At 67.2% G+C, this 15,513-nt stretch carries 15 protein-coding genes and 1 pseudogene; 7 read left to right on the top strand and 9 right to left on the bottom strand.

The window, feature by feature from the left end; genetic code table 11:
• Positions 1-29: 29 nt before the first annotated feature.
• Both ABXJ52_RS00700 and ABXJ52_RS00695 read left to right on the top strand, forming a co-directional pair.
• Positions 30-423, top strand: a pseudogene (locus ABXJ52_RS00700) (transposase); the annotation flags it as partial.
• A 73-nt stretch (positions 424-496) separates the two neighbouring features.
• On the top strand, positions 497-790 hold the full coding sequence (locus ABXJ52_RS00695; RefSeq protein WP_367038367.1) for a hypothetical protein: 294 nt from the start codon (positions 497-499) through the stop codon (positions 788-790).
• 229 nt (positions 791-1,019) lie between these two features.
• Here the strand turns inward: ABXJ52_RS00695 and ABXJ52_RS00690 are convergent, their stop codons facing one another.
• The 6 genes from ABXJ52_RS00690 to ABXJ52_RS00665 form a co-directional block, all read right to left on the bottom strand.
• The gene (locus ABXJ52_RS00690; RefSeq protein WP_367038365.1) at positions 1,020-1,553 is read right to left on the bottom strand and encodes a hypothetical protein; all 534 of its coding nucleotides are present in this window, start codon (positions 1,551-1,553) and stop codon (positions 1,020-1,022) included.
• Between the two features lie 257 nt (positions 1,554-1,810).
• Positions 1,811-2,971, bottom strand: a complete 1,161-nt coding sequence (locus ABXJ52_RS00685; RefSeq protein WP_367038363.1) for an oxygenase MpaB family protein — start codon at positions 2,969-2,971, stop codon at positions 1,811-1,813.
• Between the two features lie 163 nt (positions 2,972-3,134).
• Positions 3,135-4,190, bottom strand: a complete 1,056-nt coding sequence (locus tag ABXJ52_RS00680) for a polyprenyl synthetase family protein (RefSeq protein ID WP_367038361.1) — start codon at positions 4,188-4,190, stop codon at positions 3,135-3,137.
• Positions 4,180-4,458 (bottom strand): polyprenyl synthetase, encoded by a 279-nt coding sequence (locus ABXJ52_RS00675; protein WP_367038359.1) that lies wholly within the window; start codon positions 4,456-4,458, stop codon positions 4,180-4,182. Before ABXJ52_RS00675 ends, ABXJ52_RS00680 begins: the two co-directional genes overlap by 11 nt.
• Before the next feature lie 350 nt (positions 4,459-4,808).
• A complete protein-coding gene (locus tag ABXJ52_RS00670) occupies positions 4,809-5,255 on the bottom strand; it encodes an RDD family protein (RefSeq protein WP_367038357.1) in 447 nt (148 codons plus the stop codon).
• A 337-nt stretch (positions 5,256-5,592) separates the two neighbouring features.
• The gene (locus ABXJ52_RS00665; protein WP_367038355.1) at positions 5,593-6,210 is read right to left on the bottom strand and encodes a hypothetical protein; all 618 of its coding nucleotides are present in this window, start codon (positions 6,208-6,210) and stop codon (positions 5,593-5,595) included.
• A 248-nt stretch (positions 6,211-6,458) separates the two neighbouring features.
• On the opposite strand from ABXJ52_RS00665, the gene ABXJ52_RS00660 reads away from it, so the two are divergent.
• On the top strand, positions 6,459-7,826 hold the full coding sequence (locus ABXJ52_RS00660; RefSeq protein ID WP_367038353.1) for a peptide ligase PGM1-related protein: 1,368 nt from the start codon (positions 6,459-6,461) through the stop codon (positions 7,824-7,826).
• Between the two features lie 407 nt (positions 7,827-8,233).
• Here ABXJ52_RS00660 and ABXJ52_RS00655 read toward each other — a convergent pair whose 3' ends face one another.
• Positions 8,234-8,362, bottom strand: a complete 129-nt coding sequence (locus ABXJ52_RS00655; protein WP_367038351.1) for a hypothetical protein — start codon at positions 8,360-8,362, stop codon at positions 8,234-8,236.
• A gap of 431 nt (positions 8,363-8,793) precedes the next feature.
• Between ABXJ52_RS00655 and ABXJ52_RS00650 the strand changes: the two genes are divergently transcribed.
• Positions 8,794-10,230: a hypothetical protein gene (locus ABXJ52_RS00650; RefSeq protein WP_367038349.1), complete on the top strand. Its 1,437-nt coding sequence runs from the start codon at positions 8,794-8,796 to the stop codon at positions 10,228-10,230.
• Positions 10,231-10,440: 210 nt separating this feature from the next.
• On the opposite strand, the gene ABXJ52_RS00645 is transcribed toward ABXJ52_RS00650, so the two are convergent.
• Positions 10,441-11,049, bottom strand: a complete 609-nt coding sequence (locus ABXJ52_RS00645; RefSeq protein ID WP_367038347.1) for a YdeI/OmpD-associated family protein — start codon at positions 11,047-11,049, stop codon at positions 10,441-10,443.
• Positions 11,050-11,436: 387 nt separating this feature from the next.
• On the opposite strand from ABXJ52_RS00645, the gene ABXJ52_RS00640 reads away from it, so the two are divergent.
• The gene (locus ABXJ52_RS00640) at positions 11,437-12,462 is read left to right on the top strand and encodes a hypothetical protein (protein ID WP_367038345.1); all 1,026 of its coding nucleotides are present in this window, start codon (positions 11,437-11,439) and stop codon (positions 12,460-12,462) included.
• Positions 12,463-13,078: 616 nt separating this feature from the next.
• Positions 13,079-13,918, top strand: coding sequence for a DUF4232 domain-containing protein (locus ABXJ52_RS00635; protein WP_367038344.1), 840 nt, complete (start codon positions 13,079-13,081; stop codon positions 13,916-13,918).
• A gap of 125 nt (positions 13,919-14,043) precedes the next feature.
• Here ABXJ52_RS00635 and ABXJ52_RS00630 read toward each other — a convergent pair whose 3' ends face one another.
• Complete coding sequence (locus ABXJ52_RS00630) at positions 14,044-14,475, bottom strand: hypothetical protein (RefSeq protein WP_367038342.1); 432 nt, start codon at positions 14,473-14,475, stop codon at positions 14,044-14,046.
• Between the two features lie 531 nt (positions 14,476-15,006).
• Here ABXJ52_RS00630 and ABXJ52_RS00625 point away from each other — a divergent pair.
• Positions 15,007-15,411 carry a hypothetical protein gene (locus ABXJ52_RS00625; protein ID WP_367038340.1) on the top strand — a complete coding sequence of 135 codons (405 nt, stop codon included), beginning with the start codon at positions 15,007-15,009 and terminating at the stop codon, positions 15,409-15,411.
• The last annotated feature ends 102 nt before the right edge of the window (positions 15,412-15,513 follow it).

The raw sequence follows: 15,513 nt of genomic DNA, 5'->3' as shown, positions 1-15,513 counted from the left end.
AGCGTCGATTCGACGGCCTTCCTACTCGGCCGGGTCAGTGGGGCGACGCGCCGCAGATGATTGAGGTCCTCAACCGCATCGCCGTTCCCCGACCGCAGGGCGGACGGCCGCGCACGGCCGGACCACCTCGGCGGCGACAAGACATGCAGCTCACGCCGCAACCGCCGCTACCTGCGAAGACGCCAGATCAACCACATCATCCGCGAACCGAAGGACCAGCGGGCCAACCGCACAAGACGCGGAAGCAAGGGCGGTCGGCCCGTCGGCTTCAACAGCGAGATCTACGAACGCCGCAACGAGGTCGAGCGAACGATCAATCGGCTCAAGAACTCCCGAGCTGTCGCCACCCGCTACGACAACAGGGTCTACGTCTTCCACGGCACCGTCACCGTCGCCGCAATCCGGCTCTGGCTCCGCCCGTGAGATGCACCCTGCATCTGGGTACGCCCAGAACTGCTTAGCCGCCAGCAGCGTTGTCCCATACAGTGCCGAAGGTATGACGGCACTTTCATCCTTCACCTTCGTGCGCCACATAGACGGGCTTCGTTACCACTTCGAACGCGACGGCGAGCACAATGGCCGCCCTGCCTACCGCCGAACGGACGGAGACGTGCGGTGTGTTTGGTCGCCGACCGACGGCTGGCATTGCGAGATCGCTGACGGCCTCGTCACTGCCCATCCCCTCAAGAGCCACGCTGACGAACTCGAACCCCCGGCCACCGTCTGGCGCAGCTTTAAGGGCGATCGCTCCTATCTCTACGACCTCCGGATCCTCGACCTCGAAGCATAATCCGCCGGACAGTGTCTAGCTGACCTGGGGACAGCTCCCCCGGGCCGTCCCCAGTAGGGGAGGTGGGCGGTGCCGCCGGGCGCCCGGTAGCCCTTGTCTGCCAGCTGGTCCGCATGCAGGCGGACAGGTAGCGCAGACCTTGGTCGTGAACCCGTCTACCCGAAGCTTCTTCACACCCTGACACCGCCCCCAGCCCAACTACCATCCCACCGCACCAGGTTGGAAAGGTTCAGGGTGTTCCCTTGGAGTGCGATTTGCTCAGCTCCCGCAGGCGTTCCAGCTCACGTTCGGCTGCTTGTCGGTTTCCGAGGTCAAGGGCCATCGTGGCGCGCCCGTAGGTGTAGAAGACGTCCTCACGGACTCGTGAGTCCAGCGCCGGCAGCTGGCGCAGAGCATGGAAATCGACGTCCAGAAAGAGCTGGGTGCCTGACATCCAATCGCGGGCCTCGGTTGGCAGGTGGTTGCGCAGGATGTCCTTGAGGTGGTCACGGACCAGACGGTCGGTTTCGTCAGGCCTCGGCTCGCTGGGGTAGTGAGGGTGGTCCGCGAGATCCTCGGCGCTGTCGGCAAGCGTCCAGACGATCTCCTGGATCTCCTGGATCGCCTCGATGTCGTCGGGGTTGCACTCGAGTGCCTGCTGAGCCAACTCGCGGGCCTGGCGTGCGCGTTCCTCGTCACGAGAGCATGCCGCCACGAATGCGGACAAGGTATTGCTCCGCCAGCGCAGCTCTGCAACCTGCCATGCCTGTTCCATATCCGTCATCGTCTCTCCCCACCCCCTGGCCCGCCCCCACCGGCTCGATACGTTAACAGGCGGGCCCCACCACCGTCGTGGCAGACAAAATGGATCCCATCTGAGGCACCAGCGGCTCGTCCCACGCAGCGCGGCGCGCCTGCCGTCTCGGCCCATGAACGGCACGCGGATCGAGCCATCCGCCCAAAGCCGCGGCCGACCCAGCGCCTGACGCAGGACACGTAGGACCGACCATTGTGCCCCCTGCGTCAGCGGGAGAGCGGCGGTCAGTGGACCGTGGTGGCCGGTGGGGTCCACCGGTGGGTGCGGGGGACCGTGTTGGGGACGCCGAAATCCTTTTTGAGCTGCTCGGGGATGGCGTAGTGCATGACGCGTCCGCGGGTGAGCGAGGACAGTTCCAGAACGCTGGTCAGATGGCCGAGGCGGTCCAGCGCCCAGGCGCCGAGCGGGGAGCGGTCCTCGATCGTCTCCAGTACGCCCAGCAGATGGGGCACGGTCTTGACGACGGTGTCCCATCGGGTGCGGGGAACCGCCAGCCAGTCGGCACAGGTATCTCCGACGAGGAAGCGGATGAGAGCCGAGACGATCGGGTCGAGTACGGTCCCGGGCACCACTTCCTCGTAGAGGTCGATGAGTTGCCGGGTCAGATGCGCACCCTCCTCGGAGGGTCCCATGTGTCGGACCATGTACAGGTCGAGGAAGCGGCGGGCGTCATCAAGGGTCTTGGGGACGGCGTCCTGGTCGACGCCGAGCATGGCGCCGACCACGCGCCAGGCGTAGTAGTACGCTTCCGCGCCTTCCGTCGACATGTGGATACCCAGGCGGTGCAGGCTGTCCAGCACGAGCATCGAGAAGAACATCTGCCCGCCGATCATGTCCTCCTGACAGATCGGCGTCCCGAGCAGGCCGGTCTCCCACCGGTTCTCGCGAGTGAGGTGGTGGCGGATGGAGGCGTGCAGCAGGCGGACCTTCTGGGCGGCGGGAATGAAGCGGCTGCCGCTCTCGAAGGCGTCGGGCCGCATCAGGTAGACGGTGAACTGCCCGGTCTCCGCCATCCGTTTGGACGGGTACTTCAGACCGTGGGTGGTCGACAACAACTTCGCCACGTGCGGGACGACGTAGCAGGCGGGCATGGAGGCGAAGGACAGCGCGGTGGAGATGTGCACGTTGTTGTCGATGAAGAACAGCCGCGCCTTCTCCATCTCTCCCCAGTCCACCCAGGCCGGCGGGGTACGGGTGGCTTCGAGGTACTCGCGAGCGACCTCCGGTAGCCCGTCCGGCAGGGGTGAGCCGGCGGTGGAGACGTAACGCATCAGGGTGTTGAACGTTCCGACCTGCCCGCGTTCAAAGAGTTCGGCGACGGTGGCGTCGGCGAGTTCGTCCCCTGCCTGGCGCAGGGAATCCATCGATGTCTCGGTGTAGTTCATGGCGGGGTCCTTGTCTGCTGCATTGGCGGCATTGGCGGCATTGGCTGCATTGGGTGCGTCTGATGCGTCTTGGGCGTCTGCCGCGCGTCTCCATGTGTCCGCTGCGGGGTCGGCCGCCGCCGGCAGGCAAGGGAGGCGCAGGTTCACCCACCCCGTGGGGGAGTCAGGACAGGCGGAGGGCCGCCGAACGCGCCAACACGGTCAGGGCGGTTGTGGCGTGCGTCGGCACATCCAGGGCATGCAGGGCGTCGAGCGCTTCCTCGACCCGCGCGCTGATCATGGCTTCGATGCGGGCGGGCGCCCCGAGCCGGTCCATCACTTGGCGCACCTCTTGCAGGCCCTCCGCGCCCAGGTCGCGCTTGCCGAGGAGTGCACGCAACCGCTCCCGCTCGTCGTCGCCTGCCAGGCGCCAGGTCTCCGCCAACAGGGCTGTCGGCCGGTGGCCGCGCACATCGTCGGCGTTGGCCTTACCGGTCAGGTCCGGGTTTCCGAAGAGACCGAGCAGGTCGTCCCGCAACTGGAACGCCTCGCCCAGCGGCAGCCCATACGCTTCGTAGCCTTCGCGCAGCCGGGGCCCGGCACCGGCCAGGGCCCCGCCGATGAGCAGGGGTTGCTCGACGGTGTACTTGGCGGTCTTGTAGCGGATCACTTTCAGCGACGCCGTGATGTCCGGACCGGATCCGGTGCGCAGGATCTCCAGACACTCTCCCGCGATCAGCTCGCGGGCCATCACCGACCACACCGGGCGGGCCCGGGCCAGATACGCGGCGGGCAGCCCGCTGGTGGTGAAGAGGTGTCCGGCCAGCGCCATCAGCAGGTCACCCACCAGCATCGCCAACGACCTCGCCGCGGCATCGGCGCGCGGGCGACGGCGTACGGCGCCGCGCAGGGCGCGGTGCGCGGTGGGCCGCCCGTGCCGCAGCGGGCTGTCGTCGATGAGGTCGTCGTGCACGACGGCCGCGGCGTGTACGAGCTCCATGGAGGCCGCCGCCCGCACCAAGGCGTCGTTGTCGGGCTGCCCCACCGCGCGCCAGCCCCAGTAGCAGAATGCCGCACGCAGTCGTTTGCCGTCCGCGACCGCCGCCTCCAGTTGCCCGGCCACGGGGCCCAGGAGCGGGTCAATGGCCACGAATTGGTCCGCCTCCTCGGCGACGAACCGGCGCAGTGTCTCGTCGACGCGGGACTTGAACGCGTCCGGCTCCCACACCTCAGACGTCATCGGCGGCCCGTCGAGCCAGCGCCCGCCGGGCCAGCACCTCCAGGTGAGCGGGGGGCACGGTCGCGTACCGGTCAAGCACCAGGCGGCCGCGCGCCAGAAGGTCACGCTCGGCCTCCGTCGCCAGCTCGGCGGCGTCGGAGCGTCGCAGCATCCCCCGAACCGCCCCCAACGCCGAACCCAGCGTACTCACCGCCAGATCGGCCAGTCCGGCCACCAGCAACACCGCCTGGCCGTCCGTTCCTCCACGCCGTCCCGCCGCCTCTGCCATGCCACGCCCCCACCCCAGTGGACATCCGGAAGGCGCCCATCACGCGCCGCCCTTGCGAGCATCCCGCCATGCCCGGCCGGAGTGCGGAAGAACTCACGATCGAGTGATCACATCGCTCGACAGTACGGATCACGCGACGATACGGGTGACGCTGGAGAGTCAGGCGTGTTGGGCGGGCCGGGTGTTGGGCGCATTGCGCATCGCGTAGGGGTAACAAGGTCGGTTACGACCATGCGACTGCTGGGGGTCGTTCACCACCCCGGGCCCTGGTCGCGGCGCGAAGGAAGCCAGTTTGTGGTCAGGGGTTCCGCGTCCCCGTATGCAGGGCCAGGCAAAAAACGGCGATGGGCTCATTGGCCGCCAGCGGCAGGCTGTTGTGTAGGTCCGGTGGCAGCAGTGACGACGACAACACCGGTGATTTTGTCTGCGAAAGTCTGCTTCTTGGTGTCCCAGATGGCCCACCACCAACCCAGCGCGAGGAGCGGCCAGTTGAGGAACTGGCAGAGTCGACGGCTGAGGGCCAGGCCGATTCCGGGCATGAAACCGTCGTGGTCGCGTACGGCTCGGATACCGAAGGCCTTCTTGCCCACGGTCTGCCCGGTTCGACCTTCGCGGATCAGCTGTACAACAGTCGTGACGACCATGGCGATGATGCCCACCCAGCTCAGGATCGCTGCGGGGATCTCGCCACTGTCTCCGGAGCTCTTCTCATCGATGGCGTAACCGATGCCTATCAGGAGCCACATCGGCCCGAAATTGATCAGGCTGTCCAGGAGGAAAGCGTCTGCCCGCTGCATCCATCCGGCGTATAGAGGGCCCTGCTGGGCGTACCGGGCATCTGGGCGTGGAAACGGCGGATACTGAGCCCCGGCCATGTGCAACGGCGACGGGTAGTTGGGCATCCCTTCGGACGCCGGGTGGTGGCTCTGCGGTAGAGGATGGCTCACTTGGACGCTCCTAGCATTTCCCGTGACGGGAAGTCGGCTGTAGATCACACAGAGTACGGATTCGCGACTCCGGCATGCCAACTGCCTCAGGGCATCGTTCTTTGAGGCATGGCAACGACGGCCTAGGCCACACGCAACACGGCTGTAGAGGGATCCGGCACCGGACCGTGCCCGTATAGCGTTTCAGTCACGGCCGGTTGGGGGCGGCGCCGAACAGGGGGTTGAACGGGTCGCCCTCGTATCCCATGACAATGCAGGAGGTGGCGACAGGCCCACGGGAGAGTTCTACGAGCCGGGCGAGGACCACCGCCTCCGACGGCAGCCCGGCCGGATCGAGGCCCAGAGCCCGGGCGGCGAGGTCGCGCCGCAGGTCGAAATCCGGCAGGTCCTCTCGGTACTCGTCGGCGACTGACAGGCATTCTTCGGCTGTCCGCCCATGAGCATCCCGCCACCACGGTGCCACAAGACACAGCCTGACCAACTCCGGCAACCCGAGAGCCAACAGTCCGGCTTCGCCGTCGAGGCTGACGTACACCACCGGGCGTTCCTCTCCGCCTTCACCGACGAAGCAGAACGCGTCCCCTGAGCCCGCCCGAGCGAACTGTTCCAGCCGGGCCCCGGAGGCAAGGCGAACTCCGTCCACCAACTCCTGGTCGGCCGGATCCGTCGCGTCGAGGTCCGCGACCCCGGCGAAGAACGCAACGACCTCCTCATCGGCGCTCAGGAGAGGCAGCAGCGCGTCGGGGCGGGCGGGTAGGTCGGTAGGTCGGGGCCTGCCGGTGTATTCGATCCGCTCACCCGGCACCCGTAACCGGGGCCTCCGACAGAGAAGGCGGCACAAGATCGGCTTCTTGAACCCGGTGGGCTCCTCCAGACACGTATCGCCGTCCGCGACCGCTTCTATCGAGCTGAGTTCAGGTAGTGGGCGGCTGGAGGGCAGCCGCCCCGGCCGCTGCCCCTGACGGCTGCGCGCAGGGATGGCGGGGAGTGTGCGGCCGCAACGTGGGGTAGCGCTCTTTGGCCGATTGCCTTTCGTGGTGAGGGAGTTGTGTGGTGCGCAGGCTGTGGGTGGGCAACTGTGACAGCGAGTACATGGTTCACCGTCGCGGTCTCCTGGATGCGGCGGAACACGAGGGGACACCGGCCGTGGGCGCCCGGATGGTGTGGCTGCTGCGCGACGGTGACGCGCTCGTGCTCCCGCAACCCGTCGATCCCGTCCACCTCGAGGCCATCGGGCCCCTGGTGGGCTTCGATCCGGCTCGTGTGCACATTCTCACGCCCGATGATGCCGCGGTCCGCTGCCTGGACCAGCAGCAACTGCACGAGCCCGGCCTCTTGGCCCGCCTGCGCGCGCTCGTGCGGCGCCCTGAGGAATGGGAGATGCGCGGCTACCTCCACGACCGGGGTCTGGGCAGCCTCGCCCGCGCCCTGGGCATTACCGGGTACGCCGCATTCGAAGAGGCGGGCGGGGCCGAACTGTTCAACAGTAAGGCGGTCTTCGGTGCCTTGGCCGCCGGCGTCGGTGTGCGGGTTCCTGACGGTGCGCTGTGCGCCACCCGCGGGGACCTGCTGCGCGCGGTGCCCCGGCTGCTGGAGGCCACCGGAGCGGTCATCGTCAAGGCCGACCGCAACGCGGGAGGGGCCGGGAACTGGCTGTGCCGCACCGATGCGGGCATGCCGGCCGCCGGGGCACAGCAGACTCTGGACCTGACCGGCCCGGAAGACCTCGACGTCCTCATCGCGGCGACCGGGCTTGAGGAAACGCACGCCCCGCACGGCCAGTTCGTCGCGGAGGCCTACCACCCTTACTGCCGTTCCCTCTGCGTGGAGATCGACTGCGATCCGGCCCACGGCACGCAGCCGGCTGTGCTGAATGTGGGGGAGATGCTCATGGAACCCGTATGGAACGGCTTCCTCATGCCTGCTCCCCTGACCCCCGGCCCCCAGCAGACCATCCTTGAGGGAGCGTTGCGGCTGGCCGCAGCGATGCGCGCCTTCGGATACCGCGGCCTGGTCAACATCGACGCCATCATCACCCCGACCGGCGAGGTCTTCTTCAACGAGGTCAACGCCCGCCTGGGCGGCTGCACCCACCTGCACCACCTCGCCACCCGCCTGCTGGGCCCGCACTGGATGCGCACCCACACCCTGCGTGCCCGCAACGACCTGCCCGCCACCAGCCTGCCCCGCCTCCTTGAGGACCTGCACATTCACCAACTGGCCTGGAACCCGCACACCGGCGAAGGCGTCATCATCACCACCGACCGGACCACGCTCCACCGCAGCGTCGAGTACGCCGTCCTCGCCCCCACCTCCGAGCGCGCCATCCACCTCGAACACCGCCTGCGCACCCTGCAGGCAGGCAGCGCCGTAGGTGGTTACGTCCCCGTCCGAGCCCGCGCCGGGACGGACCTCCCCTGACGCGAGTCGTGCGGTTTGAGTGGACGGCGTCCGGACCGGGGGCGGCCGGTCCGTCCGACCCGGTTGGTGACCGCGCCCGTGCGGCTCAGGGGCGTGGCGTCCCTACCGCCTCCGATGGCTGCTTGCGTGGCACAGGCCGGATCCGGGGATCGGGCCAGGGCCATGAACGCTTCCTAGACCGTCGCGCCGCTCTCGCCAGCCGTATGCGCGGATCACCCTTTCGAGCGCTCCCTCACCCTGGCGCTCAGCGCCGACCTGGAACTGGTGTCGGTCCATACCACCAACTTCTTGAGCCCGCTACGACATCAAATGCGAACCGGCACACGGCAACACCGAAACGGAGGAGGAGTGATCCACGTGTCCGCGCCGAAGCGTCGGGTGCGGAGTCCCCCTGCGCCGGCCACCCGTCAGCAGGCGCCGATGCAGTCACCGCGGAAGACTTCCTTGCCGTCGACCGTGCCGACGGCCGTGGCGCCGGTGATTTTCGGCTTGTCGCCGCTGCTGACCTTCGCGCCCTTGCCCAGCGTCGCGGTCATCTCCGCCGGGCGGCCGTCCTGAGTGGTGCCCGTGCACCGAACGCGCATCTCGTCGCTGCCGTCCCCCTGGCTCGTACACTTCAGATCGCCACGCAGAGGGTGCTCGTGCACACGGAAGGCGATCTTCCCAGCCTGGGAGGCTCCGGTACGGGCTACGCCGCCACCGACAAGGTCCTCGGCACCGCACCCGGCCACAACGCTCGTGCCAAGAGCGAGGAGAGCTGCCACAACGACGCCGCGTGCAGGGGCAAGGTGCTGATTCATCCCCCCACCTTCGACCCCCAAGTCCACCGCTCGCAGCCGCAGTCCCGCCAAACGGGTACCCCACCTAACCACCACCCCCGATCGGCGGACCATGCCGTGCCCCGGCGCATTGGTGACACACACGGTTGAAAGCACTGTGTGCCCACCTCGCGCTTGGAGCAGTACGCATGACCTGCGCCCCTCGCCGTACCCGGTTCCTGCCGATAGCCGCTGGTCTGGCGGTCATGGCCGCAGGCGGTCTGACAGCCTGCGGCACGAGCACCGCCCGGCAGCACCCCGCCGCCGCTCCGCTGGAGCAGACGGCCGAACAGGTCCAGCAGGCCATCGCCACGGTGTGGCCGCGCCTGGGCGAGATCTGGCCCGGAGCCGACTTCTCCGACCACAATCTGCTGCTCACCGACGGCCGAAGCGTGTGGGAGGCCGACCGCGACCACGCCACCCGCGTCGAAGAAGACAAGGTCAGAGCGGAAAAGATCAAGCTGCCACAGCGCGGCGGATTCGACGTGATCACCTGGCAGGGCAAGCACTCCCTGATCGTGCGGGTCGCCCAGGGCAAAGAACTCGGCCAGCTGCGCCAGGATCCGCTCGGCCTGACCAGCCCGAGCGCGGCCATGCACGCCTTCGAGCTCGCCACCCACGAGCAGTTCCACCCCTACGTGCAGAACAAGGACGGCAAAACCTGGAAGTCCCTGGCCAAGCTGGAAGCCGCTGGCAGCGGCGACCGCGAGGAGCTGTACCCCTTGCGGGCCGCACCGCGTATCGAGCGCGCGATGATCTACAACACCCTCTTGGACGCCGCCAAGGACCCCGGCCGTGCGCGCGAACTACTGACCAAGACGGCGTGGTGGCGCCAGAAATACCAGAGCGATCACCGCGAGGAGGCCGACTCCCCGAAACAGGTCGACCTCCTCGAAGGCACCACCAAATACGTGGAACAGACCGCGTTGTCCATGGCCCTGGCAGGCGACCGCTCCGGCGCCGGCGACCTCCGCAAGGCCACCTTGAGCAGACTGAAGCCGATGAAGACCGCCTTCAAGGGCGTCGAGCCGTACGCGATCGGCACGGCCGCGCTCCTGGCCGCCGACGCCCAGGGCAAGAACCTCAAGACCCGGCTCACCCAGGACCCCACCACCCCGCTCGACGCCTTGCTGGAAGGCGTCGAACCGGCGCCGCCACAAAAGGTGCCGGACGACGTACGCCAAGGCGTCACCGCCGCCGTGGACAAGACCAACAAGCAGCTGGCGCAGTCCATCGACCCGTTCGTCAAGGCCATCCAGGACCACGGCACCCGCGTACTGATGCTTCCCGTCGACAAGGTCAGCGGCAGCGTCGGCGGCAGCGGCTTCTACACCACCGAAGAACTGCCCATCTCCATCACCCCCGAGGCGAGAGCCACCTTCTCCCTCCCCTCAGGAACCATGACCCTCGCCGGGGTGACCGCCGGCCAGATGGAACAGGACGGCACCGGTTACTTCGCCGTCCCCCTGTCCGCCGACGCGAAGGTGACCAGTGACCGCCTCACCGTGAAAGCGAAGAACCTGCACGGCAGCATCGCGGTGCAGGCCAAGGACGACGACGGCCAGACCTTCCTCTACGCCCGCTGACCCCAACTTCGAAACCCACCATCGCGCGCCACTCTCCGCCGAGATCGCGGAGGCCAGGCCCCGGGGCTTGAGCCCCTGTCCGAAACCCGCGGGGCCTGATTCCGCCGATGCAGCTCTCCAAACCGCGGGTCCGGCGGTTGATGGCTGCTGCCGGGGCCGCAGGCGCGCCCGGGAGCCCAGGGCAGCACATGGCCACGGCCCCCTCCGTGACTAGGGGTGCGGCTTCTCGCCCTTCGCCAGCATCGCTACGTACTTCTCGATCCGGCGCGCCCGGGTCTCGGCCTTCTTGGCGTCCTGGATCCGGTACAGGACCGCGTAGCGATTCTGCCGGTCCAGTGTCTCGAAGAATTCCGCCGCGGCCGGGTTGGCGGTCAGGGCTGCCGTGAGGTCGTCCGGAACTGTGGCGGTCTTCGCGCCGTCGTAGGCCGCTTCCCAGCGGCCGTCTGCCTTGGCGCGGTCGACCTCGGCCTGTCCCGGCGGCTGCATCCGGCCCTGCTCGATCAGGACCGCCACCTTGGCCCGGTTGACCTTGGACCACTTGCTGCGCGACTTGCGCGGGGTGAACCGCTGGAGCCAGCACTGGTCGTCGAACTTTGCCTTCTGGCCGTCGATCCAGCCGTAGCAGAGTGCCACGTCGAGCGCCTGGGCATAGTCGAGCGCGGCGATTCCGGGACCCTTCTTGCGAAGCTTGAGCCAGATGCCGGGGGAGAGGTCGTGGTTCTCGCCGAGCCATGCCTGGAAGGCCTCGGCGGATTCGAATGCGACGATCTCCAAGTCCTGAGTCACCCCAGCAGCGAACCACACCAGGCCGATTGTCATGAGTCATTCGGCACGACCCAGGATTGCGGGATACCCCGGGGGCCTGCGTGATCATCTCTGTCCTCGACGCAGAACGCCTTCACCGGCTCGCCGGAGTGAACTGGACGTGCTCACCGAGGCAACCCGGTGGTGACCCCCACTGTGCCGCTGGTGCTGTTCTGCCCGTCGCTCCGGCAGACCGCTGCGACGACCCGCTCCGTCTCCACCTGGTCCACCACCCACTCTGTGCGCAAATATTTGGGGCTAGCGGTCCGGCCCGTCTATTGGCCTTTCGGCCAGTATGCGTCTGACCGTTTTACCGACGCGGCGTATCCCTCGAAAACCGTAGCGTTATGGGTGTCGGAGGAAAGGAACAAGGCTTTTCCTCACTTAGAAAGAGGGACATCCATGCGTTACTCCTACTCGCGCCGCACGATCCGTACCACCGCCGTCACCCTCGGTGCTGCCGTCGCGCTCGGGGCACCGGCAGCCGCCTACGCCGCAGCGCAGGACTCCGGCACGGACCACCAGACGGCCGTCACCTCCGTTGCACACGCCGGCAACCACGGCGTCGTCGACGCTTTCTCCGTCGCCCAGCAGCGCAAGCTGGTCCAGACGCAGAAGCTCGCGGACGGCTCGGTCGGCAAGGTTTACAAGGTCGGCGGGAAGTTCGAGGCCGACATCTTTTACCAGGGCAAGAAGATCGGCACGCTCAAGGCCGGAAAGACCGTCCTCAAGCACCACGGCGTCAATTACAGCTTCCACCCCTACAAGGGGAAGCTGTGGGCGGAAAAGGCCGGTAAGGCCAAGCCGAACAGCGACGAGCAGAAGAAGAGGGATGGGATCACCGACCCGATCCCGAACCCCACCCCTGATGACGGGATCACCGACCCGATTCCGAACCCCACTCCGGATGACGGGATCACTGACCCGATCCCCAACCCCACCCCCGACGACGTCTCCGGAACTGCCCCCGCGGGCTCGGCGGCCGCTCTGCCCAGCGCGCTGACGGCCGGCTCGCACACCGCTACGCCGCACTCGGTGATCACCGTGGCGCAGCAGGGCAAGGCCGGCAAGAAGCTGGTCGCCGTCAAGGGCCTGGTCGACGGCTCGGTCGCCAAGGTCTACAAGACCGGCAAGACCTTCCGGGCGGAGATCACCTCCAAGGGCAAGTCCGTGGGTGTCATCAACGGCCGCGGCACGATCAAGTTCGGTGAGACCGGCGGCCTGGGCGTCGTGAACGTCACCATGACCTCCAACGGCAAGATCACCTCCTGGCTCAGCAACCCCAAGCCGAAGCCCGGCGCGGCACAGGACGAGCAGCAGAACGACGACAAGAAGGACGACAAGAAGGACGAGCCGATCAAGCCGATCCCGGCCCCGGACGACGACGTCGTCCCCACCCCGCAGCCGGAGGCAGGCGCTGCCGCCTAAGTGATATTCGCTCGACCGAAGAGACGCAACAGCGATGCCCTGCACAGCGACGTGCAGGGCATCGAACTGTGCCACACGTCCCCACTGCGGCTACGACAGAGCACGCTGTGACCAGTGCGAAAGCTGTACTCCCGTCCTCGACCCCACCACCCCGGCTGCCGCGGGAAGTCGTCAGGCGCTTGCTGAGGGTAGGGTGCCGATCTTTGTGCCCTTGCAGAAGATGTCGGCTTCGTAGGCGTTGCCAGCCTTGTAGGTCTTGCCGGTCGAGATATCGGCGAGACGGGGAAAGCGAGGAAGGTATTTCTTCCTTTCCGACACCAACAACGTGCGGACCCATCTTCTTAGCCGAGGAACCCCCGCAGGGTATGGCGAGAGATGATTGGGAAGTGAGCGCATCGAAACTCACAAACCACATTGCTGCACCTGGAGTTGAAGAAAATCTGCGGTGGTCGTCAAATCGTGCATATACCGGTACCCCGTATCCATTCGGGTTCGCCTGTCGCCTTGTGCAACCGCCGGGATAATGGACACGTCCGCGCTCCGAGCCCCGTGGAGTGCTGTAGGACACCGCTGCCTCGTGAAGCGAGGCTTCCTGTCGGACTCCGGAGGTAACTCCATGAGCAGTCACGTGCACCATCGCCCGGCCGCCGCCACCAGAACCATGGTGGCCTGGGCCGCTGCTGCCGCTTGCGCAACGCCGTTGGTTCTCTTCGCGGGCCCACCCGCCTCGGCCGCACCGGCTTCCTGCCGTACGAACCAGCTCCAGGCTTCCTGGAGTGATGCGGGCTCGGCCCGCTCCAGCGAACCAACGGGTGAGCAGGAAACGGCTGTCGTGCAGCTGCGCAACTCCAGCGACGCAACGTGCACGCTCCAGGGCCATCCCGATGTCGCCCTGACCAAGGGCACGGACGAGGAGAGGCTCCACGACACCAGCAAGCCCGCCCCGAAGCAGGTGTCCTTGGCACCGGGCGAGAGCACCACGTTCACGTTCCTTTTTCTCAGCGAGAAGGACGAACCCCGACAGGCCATCAGCCCGACGAAGGCGATCGTGACGCCGCCGGACAACAAAGCGTCCAGCAGCCTGCCGTGGAAATGGGGGCCGGTGACCCGGCAAGAAGCCGCTACCCACCCGGGCAACGTTGTGGGCCCGGTGGGGGCGACCCTCAAGGTGCACTCCGGTAGCTCCGCCGGGCAAGAGATCCAGTGCGGGAACGGTTGGAACGGGCTGGCCGTGACAGCCATCACCTCGAAGGGTAAGGATGCCTGCCCCACCGCACAGAAGGTCTCCAGCGCATTCGGCAAGGTCATCGAGGCCAAGAAAACTCCGCCCGTCACCGTCACCGTGAACGGCACGGCGTGGAAGTGCCAGGAGAAGCAGGAGAAGGGGGCGCCCAACCCCTACACGGAATGCGTCAGCACCAAGGAGCCGGCCGAGAAGGTGCAACTGACCTCCTGAGAAGCGGGCATGCGTCGGGTCGTGTACGTCCCCTCGACCCTTGGCAGAGGACCCGAGCAGCCGTACGACTGCTCGGGTCCTCTGCCAAGGCGTCTTGCGTAGGATTGGTGGCTGCCTTCTCGGTGTCAGGCGGCGTTGAGGTCCTCATCCTTGGAGGCGCGGCGCCCTCGTGTAACAGCCAGAACGCTGCCTGCGACAGCGATCACGGCGATGGCCAGCGCGATACTTACCCCGCCCTGAGTGTCCCAGTAGACGTCTTCCAAGCTGATCAGCAATGCCGCCTCGTCGATGACGAGAGCCAAGCCCACGCCGTAGGCCAGTCCCAACCAGGCGCGTGCCCGCGCCGAGCGATCGCTCAAACCTGCCGCGCCGACCGCCGCGAGCAAGAGGAATCCCCACACATAGTGATGGATGTGAACTCCGCCGGCCTCCATGTCGCCGACCCCGGCGGCGTCAATGTGGATGAGCCAGGTGAGGAGGCGCATTCCGCCGAAGGTGAGAGTGAATCCCCACCAGGCCAGCACGAAGCCACGGCGCTTGGGGGAAATGCCGGGCAACAGGCGCAGCCAGGGCGATGGCCGGGAGCCTTCAGACCCATCGGGCCGAGGCCGAGAGGGGATGGGGGCTTTTGACGACATCATCCACGTTCTCCCTGCGCTGTCCGGCCGTGAACTCCGGATCACCATGCCACGGCGCTCGCGCCTCCTAGCCACCCTGGTGAAGGAGACATGTTGGCGAGTCGTGCAGATAGAACCGGGTGCGGTTGGCGGGAGCGCGGCGCGCGGGACACGGTCCGAGCGCATCAAGAAGTCGCTGCCCGGGGCTGAGAAGAGCAGCAGGCCGCCCTTCACCGCGCGCGCCTCCTGGACCGGCGAATCATCCGTCATCCCCCGGTGCGGCCTGCCGCCCTGTCTCAGTACTTTCGGTTGCCCATTCCTTGGCCAAAGGGCTGAAGCGGCAGGAGCGCCCGGTTTCCTACGTTGGTAGATGTCGGTCGGCCCGCAAGCAGGGGGGGTGGGCCGGCCGACGACCACCGAACCGTTCTGCGCGGTGCACCACGTACCGCCAGGCCTCTGAAGGGAAACATCATGCGTTCTGCTCTGTCTCGTCGCACCGTGCGCGCCGGCATCGTCGTTGCCGCGCTGGGCAGTCTGTCCCTGGTTCCCGCGGTCGAATCCATGGCCGCGCCGGCGCCTTCGTCGACATCGAGCACCGTCAGCCAGAAAGCCCCGAACAGCGATGGGGGCCAGTCTGCCGCCGCCGTCGGCAAGAAGAAGGGCCAGAACAAGAAGAAGCCCCGCCCGGTGCGTGTGGTGAAGGAGTACACCGAATTCGATGGGAAGTTCATGGTCCACACGAAGGTGTACAGCAACGGCAAGGTCGTCAAGTGGCGGACCAAGGCCCACATCATCGACAACCCGACGCCGAGCCCGACGCCGACGCCGAACCCGACGCCCGATGATGGCCCGACCCCCAGCCCGGCCACAGGCTGAGCCAGCCAGGTGGCAGGACCTAGCGCCCAGATCCGCAGCGCACCCAGCAGTCACCATCATCCGCCCCGTGCCCGTGCCTTCGAAGGCACGGGCACGGGGCGG

Origin of the sequence: Streptomyces sp. Je 1-332, assembly GCF_040730185.1 — a bacterium.
Lineage (GTDB): Bacteria > Actinomycetota > Actinomycetes > Streptomycetales > Streptomycetaceae > Streptomyces.
This window is presented reverse-complemented; position numbering and strand designations above follow the sequence as displayed.

Coding starts and splice junctions, on each gene's coding strand:
- ABXJ52_RS00695 (WP_367038367.1), top strand. CDS start 497: ATGACGGCACTTTCATCCTTCACCTTCGTGCGCCACATAGACGGGCTT.
- ABXJ52_RS00690 (WP_367038365.1), bottom strand. CDS start 1,553: ATGACGGATATGGAACAGGCATGGCAGGTTGCAGAGCTGCGCTGGCGG.
- ABXJ52_RS00685 (WP_367038363.1), bottom strand. CDS start 2,971: ATGAACTACACCGAGACATCGATGGATTCCCTGCGCCAGGCAGGGGAC.
- ABXJ52_RS00680 (WP_367038361.1), bottom strand. CDS start 4,190: ATGACGTCTGAGGTGTGGGAGCCGGACGCGTTCAAGTCCCGCGTCGAC.
- ABXJ52_RS00675 (WP_367038359.1), bottom strand. CDS start 4,458: ATGGCAGAGGCGGCGGGACGGCGTGGAGGAACGGACGGCCAGGCGGTG.
- ABXJ52_RS00670 (WP_367038357.1), bottom strand. CDS start 5,255: ATGCAGCGGGCAGACGCTTTCCTCCTGGACAGCCTGATCAATTTCGGG.
- ABXJ52_RS00655 (WP_367038351.1), bottom strand. CDS start 8,362: ATGACCGCGACGCTGGGCAAGGGCGCGAAGGTCAGCAGCGGCGACAAG.
- ABXJ52_RS00650 (WP_367038349.1), top strand. CDS start 8,794: ATGACCTGCGCCCCTCGCCGTACCCGGTTCCTGCCGATAGCCGCTGGT.
- ABXJ52_RS00645 (WP_367038347.1), bottom strand. CDS start 11,049: ATGACAATCGGCCTGGTGTGGTTCGCTGCTGGGGTGACTCAGGACTTG.
- ABXJ52_RS00640 (WP_367038345.1), top strand. CDS start 11,437: ATGCGTTACTCCTACTCGCGCCGCACGATCCGTACCACCGCCGTCACC.
- ABXJ52_RS00635 (WP_367038344.1), top strand. CDS start 13,079: ATGAGCAGTCACGTGCACCATCGCCCGGCCGCCGCCACCAGAACCATG.
- ABXJ52_RS00625 (WP_367038340.1), top strand. CDS start 15,007: ATGCGTTCTGCTCTGTCTCGTCGCACCGTGCGCGCCGGCATCGTCGTT.